11 protein-coding genes and 1 pseudogene are annotated in these 16,605 nt (G+C 66.2%); 6 read left to right on the plus strand and 6 right to left on the minus strand.

The window, feature by feature from the left end; all coding sequences use genetic code 11:
• The first annotated feature begins 164 nt into the window (after positions 1 to 164).
• Positions 165 to 2,336 carry a glutamine synthetase III gene (locus Q9K23_RS06870; RefSeq protein ID WP_053776909.1) on the plus strand — a complete coding sequence of 724 codons (2,172 nt, stop codon included), beginning with the start codon at positions 165 to 167 and terminating at the stop codon, positions 2,334 to 2,336.
• A gap of 9 nt (positions 2,337 to 2,345) precedes the next feature.
• Here the strand turns inward: Q9K23_RS06870 and Q9K23_RS06875 are convergent, their stop codons facing one another.
• Positions 2,346 to 4,019: a PucR family transcriptional regulator gene (locus Q9K23_RS06875; RefSeq protein WP_305950439.1), complete on the minus strand. Its 1,674-nt coding sequence runs from the start codon at positions 4,017 to 4,019 to the stop codon at positions 2,346 to 2,348.
• 125 nt (positions 4,020 to 4,144) lie between these two features.
• Between Q9K23_RS06875 and pruA the strand changes: the two genes are divergently transcribed.
• From pruA to Q9K23_RS06890, 3 genes are all read left to right on the plus strand, one after another.
• Positions 4,145 to 5,779: an L-glutamate gamma-semialdehyde dehydrogenase gene (pruA, locus tag Q9K23_RS06880; RefSeq protein ID WP_020791399.1), complete on the plus strand. Its 1,635-nt coding sequence runs from the start codon at positions 4,145 to 4,147 to the stop codon at positions 5,777 to 5,779.
• The gene (locus Q9K23_RS06885; protein ID WP_020791398.1) at positions 5,776 to 6,774 is read left to right on the plus strand and encodes a proline dehydrogenase family protein; all 999 of its coding nucleotides are present in this window, start codon (positions 5,776 to 5,778) and stop codon (positions 6,772 to 6,774) included. Before pruA ends, Q9K23_RS06885 begins: the two co-directional genes overlap by 4 nt.
• 203 nt (positions 6,775 to 6,977) lie before the next feature.
• On the plus strand, positions 6,978 to 8,366 hold the full coding sequence (locus Q9K23_RS06890; protein ID WP_305950440.1) for an IS1380 family transposase: 1,389 nt from the start codon (positions 6,978 to 6,980) through the stop codon (positions 8,364 to 8,366).
• 904 nt (positions 8,367 to 9,270) lie between these two features.
• Here Q9K23_RS06890 and Q9K23_RS06895 read toward each other — a convergent pair.
• The 5 genes and pseudogenes from Q9K23_RS06895 to Q9K23_RS06915 form a co-directional block, all read right to left on the minus strand.
• A complete protein-coding gene (locus Q9K23_RS06895; protein ID WP_020791423.1) occupies positions 9,271 to 10,863 on the minus strand; it encodes an ATP-binding protein in 1,593 nt (530 codons plus the stop codon).
• A gap of 134 nt (positions 10,864 to 10,997) precedes the next feature.
• Positions 10,998 to 11,883: pseudogene (gene catA, locus Q9K23_RS06900) on the minus strand (catechol 1,2-dioxygenase).
• A 55-nt stretch (positions 11,884 to 11,938) separates the two neighbouring features.
• Positions 11,939 to 12,223 carry a muconolactone Delta-isomerase gene (gene catC / locus Q9K23_RS06905; protein WP_020791421.1) on the minus strand — a complete coding sequence of 95 codons (285 nt, stop codon included), beginning with the start codon at positions 12,221 to 12,223 and terminating at the stop codon, positions 11,939 to 11,941.
• 51 nt (positions 12,224 to 12,274) lie between these two features.
• A complete protein-coding gene (locus Q9K23_RS06910) occupies positions 12,275 to 13,378 on the minus strand; it encodes an enolase C-terminal domain-like protein (RefSeq protein WP_020791428.1) in 1,104 nt (367 codons plus the stop codon).
• Complete coding sequence (locus Q9K23_RS06915) at positions 13,375 to 14,352, minus strand: LysR substrate-binding domain-containing protein (protein ID WP_082366040.1); 978 nt, start codon at positions 14,350 to 14,352, stop codon at positions 13,375 to 13,377. The genes Q9K23_RS06910 and Q9K23_RS06915 overlap by 4 nt, the downstream gene beginning before the upstream one ends.
• Positions 14,353 to 14,594: 242 nt before the next feature.
• Between Q9K23_RS06915 and benA the strand changes: the two genes are divergently transcribed.
• Both benA and benB read left to right on the plus strand, forming a co-directional pair.
• The gene (benA, locus tag Q9K23_RS06920) at positions 14,595 to 15,995 is read left to right on the plus strand and encodes a benzoate 1,2-dioxygenase large subunit (RefSeq protein ID WP_020792271.1); all 1,401 of its coding nucleotides are present in this window, start codon (positions 14,595 to 14,597) and stop codon (positions 15,993 to 15,995) included.
• 58 nt (positions 15,996 to 16,053) lie between these two features.
• Positions 16,054 to 16,593, plus strand: coding sequence for a benzoate 1,2-dioxygenase small subunit (benB, locus tag Q9K23_RS06925; RefSeq protein ID WP_053778174.1), 540 nt, complete (start codon positions 16,054 to 16,056; stop codon positions 16,591 to 16,593).
• Positions 16,594 to 16,605 lie beyond the last annotated feature (12 nt).

Raw genomic sequence — 16,605 nt, forward strand, 5'->3', positions numbered from 1 at the left:
TCCGCATTCGGGGAGACAAACCTAGTTTTCACGGGCGTCACATTCACGCAACGATGCGGGTACCTGCCACTCATAGCGTCGTATCGCTTGCACAACGCCCGTGCCCTGCCCGGGGCCACCCAGGCCCCCGGGGAGAGCGGGACCGAAATCCCCCAGGAGTACCCATGAGTGGCAGCATGTCGCGCCGACAGGCCATCGAGGCCGTGACCACCTACGAGATGGACGACGAGGGCTTCGCCGAGCCGCTCGCCGACACATTCGGCCGCAACGTCTTCACCCTCTCGGTGATGAAGTCGCGCCTCCCCAAGCACGTGTTCAAGGCGGTCTCGGCCACCATCGACAAGGGAGCTCCGCTCGATCCCACCCTGGCCGACTACGTCGCCTCGGCGATGAAGGACTGGGCCATCGAGAAGGGCGCATCCCACTACGCGCACGTCTTCTACCCGCTGACCGGCTTCACCGCCGAGAAGCACGACTCGTTCCTCGAGCCCGACTCCTCGGGTGCCTCGCTGGCCGAGTTCCAGGGCAAGACCCTGCTGCAGGGCGAGCCGGATGCCTCGAGCTTCCCCAACGGCGGCCTGCGCGGCACCTTCGAGGCCCGCGGCTACACCGGCTGGGACGTCACCAGCCCGGCGTACATCCTGGAGAACCCCAAGGGCAACACGCTGTGCATCCCCACCATCTTCATCTCCTGGACCGGTGAGGCCCTCGACAAGAAGACCCCGCTGCTGCGCAGCCAGCAGGCCATGAGCAAGCAGGCGATGCGACTGCTGAAGCTGTTCGGCCACACCGACATCGACACCGTCGTGTCCTATGCGGGCGCCGAGCAGGAGTACTTCCTGATCGATCGGCACTTCTACTTCGCCCGCCCCGACCTGATGACCGCCAACCGGACCCTGTTCGGCGCCAAGCCGTCCAAGGGCCAGGAATTCGACGACCACTACTTCGGCGCCATCCCGGATCGTGTGCTGGCCTTCATGATCGAGCTCGACCGCGAGCTGTTCAAACAGGGCATCCCGGCCAAGACCCGGCACAACGAGGTGGCCCCCGGCCAGTTCGAGATCGCCCCGGTCTTCGAGAAGTCCAACCTCGCCCACGACCACCAGCAGCTGATGATGACCACCATGAAGAAGGTGGCCGAACGCTACGGCATGGTCTGTCTGCTGCACGAGAAGCCGTTCGCCGGCGTCAACGGTTCGGGCAAGCACGTCAACTTCTCGCTCGGCAACAACAACCAGGGCAACCTGCTCAACCCGGGTGACACCCCGCACGAGAACGAGCAGTTCCTGGTGTTCTGTGCGGCCATCATCCGCGGTGTGCACAAGTACGGCGGTCTGCTGCGCTCCTCGATCGCCTCGGCATCCAACGATCACCGCCTCGGCGCCAACGAGGCCCCGCCGGCGATCATCTCGATCTTCCTCGGTGAGCAGCTCGCCGACGTCTTCGACCAGATCGCCAAGGGCGGCGCCAAGGCCAGCAAGGCCTCCGGCGTCATCGAACTCGGCGTCGACACCCTGCCGCCGCTCAAGGCCGACGCCGGTGACCGCAACCGCACCAGCCCGTTCGCCTTCACCGGCAACCGTTTCGAGTTCCGGGCACCCGGCTCCAACCAGTCGATCGCCGATCCGATGATCGCGATCAACGCGATGCTCGCCGAGTCGCTGGACTATGTCTGCACCAGCCTGGAGAAGTCCGCCGAGGAGGGCCTCACCTTCGACGACGCCGTACAGAAGGTGCTCGAGGAGATCATCGTCGAGCACGGCAAGGTGGTGTTCAACGGTGACGGCTACTCCGATGCATGGCAGGAGGAGGCCGCCACCCGCGGACTGCTCAACCTGCGCACCACCGTCGACGCGATGGCCCAGCTCGACGAGCCGGCGATCAAGGAGCTGATGAGCAGCTACGGCATCCTCTCCGAGCGAGAACTCAAGGCACGCAAGGAGGTCGTTCTCGAGCAGTACGCCCTGGCCCTGCTGGTGGAGGCCAAGGAGACCCTCGAGGTCGCCAAGACCATGATCCTGCCCGCGGCCACCCGCTACATGGGCGAACTCGCCGGCACCCAGGCCAGCCTGAAGGCCGCGGGGGTCGACATGGAGACCCCGGTGCTCAAGACGATGACCGTCGCGGTGAGCGAGCTCAACGACAAGATGGACATCCTCGAGGAGGCCATCGGCGGCTTCCACGGTGACACCGTCGAGACCGAGGCCGAGTACGCCCTGAAGTCGCTGATCCCGGTGATGAACGACGTGCGCGTCGCATCGGACCGACTGGAGAGCATCGTGGCCGACGACCTGTGGCCGCTGCCCACCTACAGCGAGATGCTGACCATCCTCTGATCCACACCGTCACAACAGATCTGGCCGACCCGGTCGGTGCGGGGGCATGAGCACCCGCAACGACAACGCCACCACCACCCTGGTGGCCGGGTCGGCCAGATCCATTCCGGTGACCGTCTGGAGTCGCCGAATCCGGTAGCGCAGCGTGTTCGGGTGGACGTCGAGATCGGCCGCCGCCGCCCGCACGTCGCCGAACCGATCCAGGTAGGCCCGTAACGACACCACGAACTCACTGCCGCCACGGGCGTCGGCGTCGGCGAGTTCGCGCACCCGAGGATCGACGAGATCCGGGTTTTCCGAGAGCAATTCGACGATCGACCCCAACACCACACCGGTCCGGGACGCGGCCACCGTGGTCACCGGATCGATCAGGTCACCCGCCCGGCCCGCGGCGTCGAGCACCCTGTCGACCTGGACCCGCAGCTCCGGCACCTCCCCCACACCGGTTGCCGGACCGGCGATCACGGCACGCACTGCCAGACCGAACTGTCGGCGGGTGGCGTCGACGACGGTCTGCGCCCACGCCTGTGCGGCCGGCGGTTCCACCGACGGCAACACCACGTAGGCACGTGCACCCACCGTCGTGGTCACCGACAACGGACTGAAGGCGCTGGCGTGCAGGGTGAGTGCCGAGATCTGCCCCGACGTCACCGACACCGTCGCCGGGTCGTCGGGACCGAATCCCACCACCACGACCGGTGCCACCGGATCGATGCCCAGTTCGGTCCCGAGGTGCTGGCCGGCGACCGGGCCGCCCCGCACCCCGAGGAGCCGCCGGACGAGGTCGTCGTGGCCGGAACCCGCGGCACGTCGGCGGACGATCACCCGCGCGGCGACCGCCGCGGCACCGATCAGCACCTCGTCGGCGTCGGCCGCGGGCTCGGCATCGCCCTGCTGCAGCCACACCACGCCGAGGAACTCCCCGATGCGCCGCTCCCCCGACGTGCCGCCGACGACGGGCGCACGGATCGCCACCGCGCGGCGGGGACGCAGGCCGAGGTCGGTGCGGGCGTCCACGGTGACCACCGTCGCCGATGTCCGCAGCGCATCCATCACCCCCCACTGACGCAACCATGCCAGCATCTCCGGCGGACCCTCCCGCCCCAGGATCGACAGTCTGCGCAGTTCGTCGGCCTCGTCGCCGGCCGAACTGTAGGCCAGCACATGCGAGCGTTCGTCCTCGATGCTGATCAGGCCACCGGTCCGGCGCGCGACCTCCGCGGCGAGCTCGAAGAGATCACCCACATGTCCCTGCAGCATCGACTCCCCAGCACCGATCGTGGCGGCCGCGGCGTCGATCACCGCGCTGACGAGGTGATACACCCGCTCCCACCGGGCGTGCGGGTCGACGGCGATCACCGCGACGCCCCGTGCCGCGGCGCGCTCCACCACCTCAGGTGTGGGTGCCTTGGCCATCAATGCCACCGGCAGTGGGCCGCCCAGTCCGTCGAGCCATTCGATCGCCGCCGCCCCGCCCACACCGACCAGCAGAAACAGCTGGGCCCCGCGTGCACCCCGACCGAGCCCGAGCTCGACGTCGTCGGCATCGAGCATCGCCAGCTCCGCGATCGGCCTGTCGAGCCCGGCGGGCGCGGTCACCAGCGTGGCGACGGTCCGGTCCAGGGCCAGCAGCAGACGCCCCAGCTCGACGCCGTCGAGCGGGGTGGTCTCCGGGTGGCCCATGTCCCCACGCTAGACCGGTGCAGGTCCGGATTCCCGGTAACTGTTCGTCCTATCCGACAAGACCAACGTCCGATCTTGTGCCGATCGGACATATCGGGACGATCCGTTGGTTGCTGCACTGAGGTATGGATGCCATCACCACTGTTCCCCGACCGTCCAACGAGCCCGTCCACACCTATGCTCCGGGCACCCCGGAGCGCGAGCGCATCACGGGCGAACTGACCGCGCAGAGTGCTGCCGAACCCCGCGACCTGCCGCACGTCATCGGTGGCGTCGCCCATTCCGGTGACGGCGATCCCGTTCCCGTCGTACAACCGCATGCACACCACGAGGTGCTCGGCACCATCCGCAACGCCACCCACCACGACGCGCGTGCCGCGATCGACGCCGCACGCAATGCGGCCGAGGACTGGGCCCGCACCCCCTTCGATGATCGGGCCGCGGTGCTGCTGCGTGCGGCGGACCTGTTGTCGGGGCCATGGCGGGAGCGGATCGCCGCGGCCACCATGCTCGGCCAGTCGAAGACCGTGCAGCAGGCCGAGATCGACGCGCCATGTGAACTCGTCGACTTCTGGCGGTTCAACGTCACATTCGCCCGCGAGATCCTCGCCGAACAGCCGGTCTCGTCACCCGGGGTGTGGAATCGCCTCGATCATCGTCCACTCGACGGATTCGTCTATGCCGTCACCCCGTTCAACTTCACCGCGATCGCGGCCAATCTGCCGACCGCGCCCATGTTGATGGGTAACACCGTGGTGTGGAAGCCCTCACCGACACAAGCGTATTCGGCACAACTGACCATGCAGGTACTGGTGGAGGCGGGGATGCCGCCCGGGGTGATCAACCTCGTGCACGGCGACGGGCACGCGGTGTCGGAGGTGGCGCTGACCGATCCCGATCTCGCCGGCATCCACTTCACCGGTTCGACGGCCACCTTCCAGCACCTGTGGCGGGAGGTGGGTGCGCGGATCGACCGGTACCGCAACTATCCGCGTCTGGTCGGCGAGACCGGTGGGAAGGATTTCATCGTCGCCCACGCCTCGGCAGATCCGGATGTCCTGCGTACGGCGTTGATCCGCGGCGCCTTCGAGTATCAGGGCCAGAAGTGTTCGGCCGCGTCACGCGCCTACATCGCACGCTCGGTGTGGGACCGGATGGGTGACGACTTCCTGGGCGAGACCGACGAACTCACCTACGGTGACGTCCGGGATCTGGGCAACTTCGGTTCGGCACTGATCGATCGCCGCGCCTATGACAAGTCGGTGGCCGCCATCGACCGCGCCAAGACGGTACCGACGATGACGGTTGCGGTGGGCGGCACGAGCGACGACACCACCGGATACTTCGTCCGGCCGACCGTGCTCCTCGGAGACGACCCCACCGACGAGGCGTTCAGTACCGAGTACTTCGGCCCGATCCTGTCGGTGCATGTCTACGACGACGACACCTACACCGACACACTGCATCTGGTGGACTCGACAGCACGCTATGCGCTGACCGGATCGATCATCGCCGGTGAGGTGTCGGCGGTGGCCACCGCCGCCGACATCCTGCGCAACGCGGCCGGCAACTTCTACATCAACGACAAGCCCACCGGGGCCGTCGTCGGCCAGCAGCCCTTTGGCGGCGGTCGCGCGTCGGGCACCAACGACAAGGCCGGCTCCAAGGCCAATCTGATGCGGTGGACCTCCACCCGGACCATCAAGGAGACCTTCGTCCCGCCCACCGCATCCGCCTATCCGCACATGGCTGCGCGATGAGCACCGCGTTCGATTCGATTCTGCGACCGGTGATCCTGCGGGCCGCGGCCGCCGACCACATCAAGAACACGGCGACGCGCCTGCCGGTCACCGCTCGGGTGGTGGACCGGTTCGTGGCCGGCGAGACCCAGGACGACGTGCTGTCGGCGGTGGCGGCGTCGCTCGCCGGCGGGTTGTCGGTGAGCGTGGACCACCTCGGGGAGGCCACCGTCGACGAGGCCGACGCCGATACGACGGTGAGAGCATATCTGTCTGTCCTGGAATCGATGTCAGGGTTGGAGGCGTCGGGTTCCGGGCGTCTGGAGGTGTCGCTCAAGCTGACCGCGCTCGGCCAGTCACTCCCTCGGCACGGCCGCAAGACAGCGACCGAGAACGCCCGAACGATCTGTGCGGCCGCGCACAGCCGTGGGGTGCTGGTGACCATCGACGCCGAGGACCACTCGACCGTCTCCGAGCGACTCGACATCGTGCGGGAACTACGCCGGGACTTCGACGATCTCGGGACCGTTTTGCAGGCCTATCTCCGTCGCACCGAGGACGACTGCCGCGAGTTCGCCGCGTCGGGGGCACGCATCAGGCTGTGCAAGGGTGCCTATGCCGAACCGCCGTCGGTGGCATTCGACACCCACGCCCAGGTCGACGACTCCTATCTGCGGTGTCTGCGAATCCTGATGCACGGCGACGGCCATCCCATGGTCGCCAGTCACGACCCGACGATGATCGAGGCAGCCCAGGCCCTTGCGCACGAGTCCGGCAGGTCCCCGGAATCCTGGGAGCACCAGATGCTCTTCGGAATCCGTTCCGATGAGCAGCGTCGGCTGGCCGACGCCGGCGCACAGGTGCGGGTGTACATCCCGTACGGCAGCCAGTGGTACGGCTACTTCGTCCGCCGTCTGGCCGAACGACCCGCCAACCTGCTGTTCTTCCTTCGCGCATTGGCCGAGCGTCAAGGGAAACAGCAGCACGCTCAATCTCAACCACCGACGCTCAGTTGATGATTGGTGTGGTCAGTCTGCGATGATCGAGGTGGGCGGCCTTCGATGTCGCTATGCTCCTCATCGGCTCAACCTGAATCCACCGATCCAGATGGAAAAACCTGGGCCCGAAACGGCGTGGGAAACACGAAATGCCCTGTCCGAGTGTGAGAATCAGACTTATCGAAGGTTCGACCCACACACAAAGAAAGGGCATCTCGCAGATGCGATCCTGCCACACCTTGCCGGTAAAGTCAGCATCATTCGATGACCGCAACCTGATCGGGCCGGCCGGGGTGGTACCGGTGATGCGTCTGGCCCAAACGTGTGGCCTGCAAGAACTCGGCGATCAGTGGTTGACCATCCCCACCGATACCGGCGCCAACGCCGGCCGGAAACTCTCAGCAATCGTGATGGGCATGGTGATGGGCGCCGACACCATCGACGGATTGTCGATCATCGGCCACGGCGGGATGGGCACGATCTACGGCCACACCCACGCCCCGTCGACGCTGGGCACGTTTCTGCGGGCTTCCACCCGCGGCACGGTCGCCCAGTACGAGGCGATCGCCACCCGCCTGTTGGCCGGCCTGATCGAACACACCCACCTCCTCAACCCTGCTGGTGAACGGGTACTGGTCGATCTCGACGACACCATCAACCAGTGTTACGGCCACCAGAAACAAGGCGCGAAATACGGCTACAGCGGGGTCCGTGGGATCAACGCCCTCATGGTGACGGCCACCACCGCCGATCGGGCCCCGATCATCCTCGGTCACCGCCTGCGGGGCGGGTCGTGTAACTCGGTGCGCGGAGCCGCCGACCTGTTGACCCGATCGTTGAACACCCTGCGTCGGGCGTGGCCGGCCGGACGAGAGGTGCCGGTGTTGGTTCGGGGTGATTCCGCGTTCTACTCCCACGACCTGGTCGCCGCAGCCCACCGGGCTGGGGCACAGGTGTCGTTGACGGTGCGGTTGTACAGCAACGTGACCACCGCGATCTCCACGATCGATGACTCGGCGTGGACCACGATCACCCTGGCCAACCCCACCCAGGTTGGTACAGACGGGCAGCTGGTGCGTACCGCCGAGGTGGCCGAGGTTCCCTTCGACGGGTTCGTCGGTAAACCGTCCACACCGGTCAAACCTGGGCGTACCCGGGCCCCGATTCCGGGTCGGTTGATCGTGCGGCGGGTCCTGGCCCTCAATCCTGATGGTGACTCGTTGTTCGATGTGTATCGTCACCATGCGTTCTTCACCACCGACATGACCACCGACAAAGTCGTCGCTGATCGTGTGCACCGTCATCACGCGATCATCGAGCAGGTCCATGCCGATCTGAAGGCCTCGGCGATGGCCCACATGCCCTCGGGGAAGTTCTCTGCCAACGCCGCGTGGTTGGCGTGTGCGGTGATGGCGTTCAACCTCACCCGGGCAGCGGCCACCGTGGCCGGTGGATCATTGATGCGTGCGACCACGACCACGATCCGGCGTGCGTTGATCGGGGTACCGGCGCGGATTTCGTCGTCGGCACGTCGTTTGTCGTTACATCTACCGGCTGGGTGGCCCTGGGAAGTGGAGTGGAATCGGTTGTATGCCAGTACTGTTCATTGAAATCCTGGTGTTTGACCTGACCATTCGGCCGTGTGTGGCCCTGATCTGAAACCTGGTGAAACAGGCCGACGTTGGAGATCGGCGGTACACACACGTGTCTTTATCGGGTTGGTATCGGGGTCAAGGGCTCCAACATCATTCATCCGACCGTTGAAACCGGATCGGTGGATTCAGGCTCAACCACCCACAGCAAGTTGATGATTGAGCCGGGACCGAGCGAAGCGAGGACCCGAGTCGAAATCTCCGCACCCAATGTCGGGTGGCGACCACCTCAGAGGTGCGCAATGTTCGATGATTGAGCCGGGACCGAGCATCGCGAGGACCCGAGTCGAAATCTCCGCAGCCAACGTCTGGCGGCAACCACGTTCGAGGTGGTCACGCCGGCAACTTGGCCGTCTGAGGTTTCGACACGCCTCGTCGCTACGCTCCTCATCGTCTCAACCACCAACGCCTGGTTGATGATTGAGCCGGGACCGAGCGAAGCGAGGACCCGTGTCGAAATCTCCGCAGCCAGCGTCGGGTGGTGACCACGTTCGAGGTGGTCACGCCGGCGACGTCGGCCGTCTGAGGTTTCGACACGCTTCGTCGCTACGCTCCTCATCGGCTCAACCACCAACGCTCAGTTGATGATTTAGCCGGGAGCGAGCATCGCGAGGACCCGAGTCGAAATCTCCGCACCCAACGTCGAGTGGTAACCACGTTCGAGGTGGTCACCCCGGCAACTCGGCCGTCCGAGGTTTCGACACGCCTCGTCGCTACGCTCCTCATCGGCTCAACCACCAACGCCCGGTTGATGATTGAGCCGGGACCGAGCATCGCGAGGACCCGAGTCGAAATCCCCGCAGCCAGCGCCGGGTGGCGACCACCTCAGAGGTGGTCACGCCGACGATCTGGTCCGTCGCCCCTACCGCAGCAACTCGCGCTCGTCGTAGGGAACGTAGTGCAGGCCACGGAATGCGGCGCTGCTGGCGAAGACGGCGGCGTCGAGTTCGGTGCCCCGATGCTTGGCCATCCGGAGGGCAAGGCGGAGAAGCATCTTGATGTCTCGGGGCGTGATCTGGGGGAAGCCGCCGACCAGATCGTCCAGCAGGTCCTCGGGGAGCACGACGTCGTTGCCTGCGGCCAGGATCTGCCAGACCTGTCGGGCGTCCTTCGCCGACGGCGGGTTGTACTCGATCACCGCGGCGCAGCGCGCCAGGATCGCCTCGTCCACACCGTCCACACGATTGGTGGTCAGGAACAGCAGGCCGTCGAAATACTCCAGAGTGCGCAGGAATTCGGCGACGATGGCATTCTGCGCGAGGTCGAGTCCGCGTTCCATGACGAACACATCGGCCTCGTCGAGCAGCAGCACCGCATCCCACCGCTTGGCGCGGTCGAAGATCACCTCCAGGTTCTTGCGCACCAATTCGGCTGTCACACCCAGAGATCCGGAATGGATCGAGTACAACGGACGGCCGGTCACCTCGGCGTACACCTCGGCGGTCAAGGTCTTGCCCACACCGGGCCGGCCCTTCGCCAGGATCACATTGCCTGCCGACTTGCCGTCGATGATGTCGCCGGTGAAGACCGAGATGTCGGTGGTCAGGATGTTCAGCAGTTCGCGTTGCTCATCCGGCAACACCAGTTTGTGTTGCAGGTCGGCGTCATAGGCGTACTCGGTGAGGTCACCGGTGTTGACGTCGAGGAAGTCCTGGGCACCCAGATCGAACACACGCACCGCGGTGATCACCGGGACCGTGCCGTAGTCCCCGTCGTCGAACAGGATCGACGGCGCCACCATCCGCAACGCCGCGATCTCCGACGTCGCCACGTCGTGCACCACCTTGCGGTTCTCCCGGATGTTGGGTGCACGGTAGTCGTCGGTGCGGATGACCCGACCGGTGTAACGGAACTGGCGCCCGAACCCCTCGTCGATGATTCGCTGGTAATCATCACGGCGCGCCTGGTATTCGGCCTTCAGCTCGGCCGTCTCCTTGTAGGCGCCACCGGACACCAGCACATCGCCGGGCGACTTCCCGACGATCTCGGTCTCCTCGAACACCAGCAGCCGTGGTTTGCGGGACGGCCGCTTCACCGTCGCATTGTCGGCCTCCATGGTGAACTTGATCCGCGGTCCGTGCGTGCGGTCGGCATGCTCCATGGAGATGTCCATGACCAGATACGGATGCAGATAGCCATCGGTTTCCCGCACGTAGAGCCATCCGTCGATCAGGTCGTGGCGCAAGAAGCTGCGGAAGATCTCGGTGGCCGCATCGACATGCGGGATCACCGGGAACGATCCGGCCCGCGCCGACACGATCGCGGTGACCGCCCGCGCGAACGAGTCCTCGCCGAACGCCGCGGCGGTGGCGATCAGATCGGCCAGCGCGGCATCGGTGAGATCACGGTCGGCGATCCCGATCTCGGTCGACCGCCACGACGAGGCCTGGGCGCGGGCCGCGGCGAGATCGTCGGAGGAGGTCGCCGCGACGAGAGTTGTGGGGGCTACGAGCATGGGAACACCTTCTTGCCGGATATGCGACTGACCGGATATGCAACAAGGCGGGGGACGAATCGAGAAGGGCAGGAGTTCTTCTCGATTCGTCGCCCCGCCTCGTCAGTGACCACCGAGCAACGGGCGGTGGTAGATCAGGCCTCGGGATCGAGGACGAAATCGTAGTCGACGAGGACACCCTCACCGTTCGGGGCGTCACGCGGGTCGAGCATCAGCTCGGGCTTGACGGCCGAGGCGATGTCGTCGTCGTTGTGCGGGTCACCCGGGAAGTACAGCTGGGTGGTGATCAGCTCGTACCCGGGGGCACTCACCTTGAAGTGCAGGTGGGCCGGACGCCACGCATGCCAGCCGGCCGCGGCGATCAGCTCGCCGCACGCACCGTCGGTCGGGATCTGGTAGGGCGCCGGACGCAGGCTGTGGATCTCGAACCGGCCGTCGGCGTTGGTGATCCAGGTGCCGCGCAGGTTCCACTCGGGCAGCCCCGGAGCGAACTGCGAGTAGAAGCCGAGGTCGTCGGCGTGCCACAGCTCCACCTTGGCATCGGACAGCGGGGTGCCGTCCACCGCACGCACCTGACCGGCGAACACCATCGGGGTGCCCGGCTCGTCGTCACGCATCGGAATGGTTCCGTTCCAACCGAGTTCGGGCGAACCCGACAGGTAGTACGGGCCCTCGATGGTGCCCTTGCTGCCCTCACGGTGGGCGTTGGCGACCTCTTCCACCGAGTGCTCGAGCCAGACGTCGAGGAACAGCGGCCACTCACCGTCGGTACCGACCTTGATCAGCCACGCCTTCAGAGCGTTGTACTCCTCGTAGCTGACCTTGTCCTCGATCACGATGTCGTTGAGGGCCTTGACCACCTTGGTGGCGAGGTAATCGACACGGGCGGTGTCGATCACGCCCGAAGCGTCCACCCACGCTGGCCATGCGCTCCTGGAACCGGGCCGAGGCGTTGGCGCCGGACTCGGCGGCCTTGGCGGTCACCTCGGCATCGAAGCTGGTGTCCACGGTGTTCGTCATCTTGGGTACTCCTTCGGGTGTGTTGGCCTGGGCTGATGCTGTGGGTGAGGGCCGGTCAGCCCGCAGCGATGTCGGACGGATGGGTGGCCAGCGGGGTCACCTTGATGTCCATGTAGGGGAACAGGGGAAGCGCCGACAGGACGTCGTGCAGCTCGTTGTTGTCGGCGACGTCGAAGATGGAGTAGTTCGAGTACTCACCGACGATCCGCCAGATGTGCGGCCACTTACCCGATCGCTGCAGGTCCTGCGAGTACGCCTTCTCCCGGGCAACGGTCTCGGCGCGAACCTCGGGATCGAGATCGTTGGGGATGTTGACGTCCATGCGAACGTGGAACAGCATCGGTGGTTCTCCTGTCTGCGGGGCGGGTCGGGCTGCGGTCTGCGTGGTGGATCAGCGGTCGACGCGGTAGCGGTCGAGCTTCTCCGGATCGATCTCGATGCCGATCCCGGGTTCGGACGACGTGTGCAGATGGCCGTCACGGATCTGCAGCGGTTCGGTGAGCAGGTCGTCGCTCATGTCGAGGAAGTTCGACAGCTCGCCGGCGTACCGCGAGGTCAGCTGGAACGACGAACCGAAGGCCAGTGCGCACGCGGTGCCGACCTGGCCGTCGATCTGGTTGCCCATCACCACCTCGAGGCCGAGACCCTCGGCCAGGTGATGGACGCGCCGCGACCACGTGAAACCGGTGCGCGCGGTCTTGATGCTGATCGCGGTGGCCGACCGGCCGAGGATCTCGCGGGTGACGTCGGCGGCGGTGGGCACCGACTCGTCGGCGATGAACGGGATGTCGAGCTGTTCGACCAGCCACCGCCGGCCGAGCACGTCGTCGGCGGGGCACAGTTCCTCGGCGAACAGCAGGTCGAGGTCGGCCATCTCCTTCATCGCGCGCAGCGATTCGGCGGCGGTCCAGCCGCGGTTGCCGTCGACGTAGAGCTCGATCTGGTCGTCGAAACGCTCGCGCAACGCCCGCACGACCGCGGTGTCGAGGCCGACCGGCCGGCGGCCGACCTTCACCTTGAACGTCGCGATGCCGTAGGTGTCGCGCATGCGCTCGGCCTCGGCGACCATCTTGGCCGGCTCGTCGAAGCCGAGCATGTGGCTGACCCGCATGCGATCGGTGTAGCCACCGAGCATCTCGTTCACCGACAGCTTCAGGGTCTTGCCGAGCGCATCCCAGATCGCCATGTCCACAGCAGCTTTCGCGGTGGGGTTGCCGATCGTGCGGGCCAGCGAGGCGACCATCTGCTCGCGGTCGAGCAGGGTCAGCCCGATCAGCTGAGGCGCGAAGACCGTCTCGATCACCGCGACGATGCCCTGCTGGGTCTCGCCGTAGGTGAACGGGCGCGGCGGCGCCTCCGCCACACCCACGATCCCGTCGTCGGTGTGTACCCGCACCAGCACATGCGTGGCCACCGACACCTCGCCCGAGGCGAAACGCAACGGCTTGCGGTACGGGATGGCGAACGGGATCGCCTCGATCGCGGTGATCTTCATCGGATCTCTCTCATCGGGTGCGCAGTGACCTGCGCCGTGGACAGGGTGGTCGTGTCGGTCGGGGCGGCCGATCCGGTGTGTACGGCTGCATCGGTCGGCCCGAAGGCGTCGCCGATGACCCGGGCCACCGCGTCGACGACGGGGTTGGGGTTGCCGGCCGTCCAGGCCAGCGCGATGTCGGTGGAGGCGGCATCGGTCAGCTCGCGCATCACCAGACCGTCCAGCGGAAGTGCCCGCACCGAGGCGGGCAGGACGGCCACGCCCAGACCGGCGGCGACCAGCGCCAGCAGCACCGGGGTGCCCGACGCGTCGTGGGCCCGTTGGGGAACGAAGCCGGCGCGCCGGCAGCTGCGTACGGTGGCGTCGTTGACCGCCGAGTCGCGGCTGTCGTACATGACGAACGGCTCGTTGCGCAGGTCGACCATCGAGATCACCGGTTCGACGGCGAGGCGATGATCGGCGGAGACCACCAGAACCTGCGGCTCGACGTCGATGGTGCGGACCTCGAAGCCGTCGCCCACCACCGGCGGGCGCAGCACCCCGAGGTCGAGTTCACCGGACTGCAGGGCGGTGCACTGCATCGGGGTGAGCATGTCCGACGAGATCCGCAGTTCGACGTCGGGCAGGGCCTGCTTGACCGCCCGGGCGATCCGCGGCAGATGCGAGAAGGCCGCGATGCCGGTCAGCCCCAGTCGCACCACACCGCTGCGGCCTGCGGCGATGCGACGGACCCCGTCGACGGCGGTGTCGACGTCGGCGAGGATACGGTCGGCCTCGGTCTTGAGGAACTCACCGGCGGGGGTGAGCGCGACCTGCCGGGTGGTGCGGGTGAACAGGGTGACGTCGAGCTCGGACTCGAGCTGACGGATCGCATAGGAGAGCGCCGGCTGGGCCACGTGCAGCATCGCCGCCGCCTGCCCGAAATGGCAGGTCTCGGCGACGGCTGCGAAGTAGCGCAGATGCCGCAGCTCCATGGTCAATACCCTTTCGGACCTCGGTGGTCACCTCGTTGTGATCACCCTCGCGGTGCACTGTGATCAACACCACGCATGACCTCACGGTAAACCCCAGATAGATACGAGACAAGGACACAGTTTCGGCCTATTCATCGATGAGATCGATCAATGGGATGCTTGGCCAAGACTGGCAATAGCCCTGGTGTGACGGGCGCCACGTGCTGGGAGGGTCGGAGTACAGCCCACTTCAGGAGGTATTCATGACCGTCACCGATCGGCCCACCCCGACCACTCCCGCAGAGTCGGTGACCGCGCACGTCCGCCAGGTCCTGTCCGACGCCGTGATCGACGACCGGGACGCCGGCATCTACCGCGCCAATCGCCGGATCTTCACCGACGAGGAGATCTTCGAGCTGGAGATGCGCCACATCTTCGAGGGCAACTGGATCTACCTGGCGCACGAGAGTCAGCTCCCCGAGCCCGGCGACTACTTCACCACCTACATCGGCCGTCAGCCGGTGGTGATCACCCGCGACAAGTCCGGCGAACTGCACTGCCTGATCAACGCCTGCGCCCACCGCGGCGCGATGATCTGCCGGCGCAAGACCGACAACCGGATGACCCTGACCTGCCCGTTCCACGGCTGGACCTTCCGCAACGACGGGACCCTGCTCAAGGTCAAGGATCCCGAGGGCGCCGGCTACCCGGACACCTTCGACGTCGACGGTTCCCACAACCTCACCCACGTGGCGAAGTTCGGCAACTACCGGGGCTTCCTGTTCGGCAGCCTCAACCCCGACGTCCTGCCGCTCGAGGAGCATCTCGGCGACACCCGCACCGTCATCGACATGCTCGTCGACCAGTCACCGGAGGGCCTCGAAGTGCTCCGCGGCTCCTCCACCTACACCTACGACGGCAACTGGAAGGTGCAGGCGGAGAACGGCGCCGACGGCTACCACGTGACCGCCACGCACTGGAACTACGCCGCCACCACCTCCCGCCGCAACACCGGCGAGTCAAAGAACGACACCAAGGCCCTCGACGCCGGCGGCTGGGGCAAATCCGGTGGCGGGTACTGGTCGTTCCCGCACGGACACCTGTGCCTGTGGACCTGGGCCGCCAACCCGCAGGACCGCCCGCTGTGGGACAAGATGGACGAGCTCAAATCCCAATTCGGCGATGCCAAGGGCGAATTCATGGTCAAGGGGTCACGCAACCTCTGCCTGTACCCGAATGTGTATCTGATGGACCAGTTCTCGACGCAGATCCGGCACTTCCGGCCGATCGCACCGGACAAGACCGAGGTGACGATCTACTGCATCGCCCCGAAGGGCGAGAGCGATGAGGCACGCGCCCACCGCATCCGGCAGTACGAGGACTTCTTCAACGCCTCCGGCATGGCCACCCCGGACGATCTCGAGGAGTTCCGGTCGTGCCAGCTCACCTTCCGTGCCACCGCCGCCCCGTGGAACGACATGAGTCGCGGTGCACAGCACTGGCTCTCGGGTCCCGACGAGGTGGCCACCAGCCTCGGCATGAGTGGGATCGTGTCGGCGGGTGTGCGCAACGAGGACGAAGGGCTGTACCCGGTGCAGCACGGCTACTGGCTGCAGACGATGACCGCGGCAGCCGATGCCGAAGACGCCGCCGCCCAGGCGTGATGCGGCGCGTTCCCCGAACCCACCTCGTCGCCAACGCTTTTCCGGACAGGACACCATCATGACCACCACCGAGAACACCCCCGCCACCGACACACCCACCGGGACCACGCTGATCACCCAGAACATGATCGAGCAGTTCCTCTACCGCGAGGCCCGCCACCTCGACGACCGCGAGTTCGAGAAGTGGCTGGACTGCTACGCCGACGACGTCGTCTACTGGATGCCGGCCTGGACCGACGACGACCGCCTCGTCGAGAACCCGCAGCGCGACATCTCGCTGATCTACTACGCCAACAAGGGCGGTCTGGAGGACCGGGTCTTCCGCATCCGCACCGAACGGTCGTCGGCGACGTCGATCCCCGAGCCGCGCACCAGCCACAACATCACCAACGTCGAGGTGATCGAGCGTCGCGGAGACCTCGTCGACATCCGATTCAACTGGCACACCATGTATTTCCGCTACAACACCGTCGACCCGTACTACGGCACCTCGTTCTACACGATCGACTTCTCCGGACCGTCACCGCTGATCCGGCGCAAGACCGTGGTGCTCAAGAACGACTACATCCACCACGTGGTGGATGTCTACCACTTCTGAGAGGCGGACCCG

Origin of the sequence: Gordonia sp. NB41Y (assembly GCF_030718915.1) — a bacterium.
Classification (GTDB): domain Bacteria; phylum Actinomycetota; class Actinomycetes; order Mycobacteriales; family Mycobacteriaceae; genus Gordonia; species Gordonia desulfuricans.

Excerpts from the sequence above, each read along its gene's own strand:
- Q9K23_RS06895 (WP_020791423.1), bottom strand. The coding sequence starts at position 10,863 with ATGCTCGTAGCCCCCACAACTCTCGTCGCGGCGACCTCCTCCGACGAT.
- benA (WP_020792271.1), top strand. The coding sequence starts at position 14,595 with ATGACCGTCACCGATCGGCCCACCCCGACCACTCCCGCAGAGTCGGTG.
- Q9K23_RS06870 (WP_053776909.1), top strand. The coding sequence starts at position 165 with ATGAGTGGCAGCATGTCGCGCCGACAGGCCATCGAGGCCGTGACCACC.
- Q9K23_RS06910 (WP_020791428.1), bottom strand. The coding sequence starts at position 13,378 with ATGAAGATCACCGCGATCGAGGCGATCCCGTTCGCCATCCCGTACCGC.
- Q9K23_RS06875 (WP_305950439.1), bottom strand. The coding sequence starts at position 4,019 with ATGGGCCACCCGGAGACCACCCCGCTCGACGGCGTCGAGCTGGGGCGT.
- benB (WP_053778174.1), top strand. The coding sequence starts at position 16,054 with ATGACCACCACCGAGAACACCCCCGCCACCGACACACCCACCGGGACC.
- pruA (WP_020791399.1), top strand. The coding sequence starts at position 4,145 with ATGGATGCCATCACCACTGTTCCCCGACCGTCCAACGAGCCCGTCCAC.
- catC (WP_020791421.1), bottom strand. The coding sequence starts at position 12,223 with ATGCTGTTCCACGTTCGCATGGACGTCAACATCCCCAACGATCTCGAT.
- Q9K23_RS06885 (WP_020791398.1), top strand. The coding sequence starts at position 5,776 with ATGAGCACCGCGTTCGATTCGATTCTGCGACCGGTGATCCTGCGGGCC.
- Q9K23_RS06915 (WP_082366040.1), bottom strand. The coding sequence starts at position 14,352 with ATGGAGCTGCGGCATCTGCGCTACTTCGCAGCCGTCGCCGAGACCTGC.
- Q9K23_RS06890 (WP_305950440.1), top strand. The coding sequence starts at position 6,978 with ATGCGATCCTGCCACACCTTGCCGGTAAAGTCAGCATCATTCGATGAC.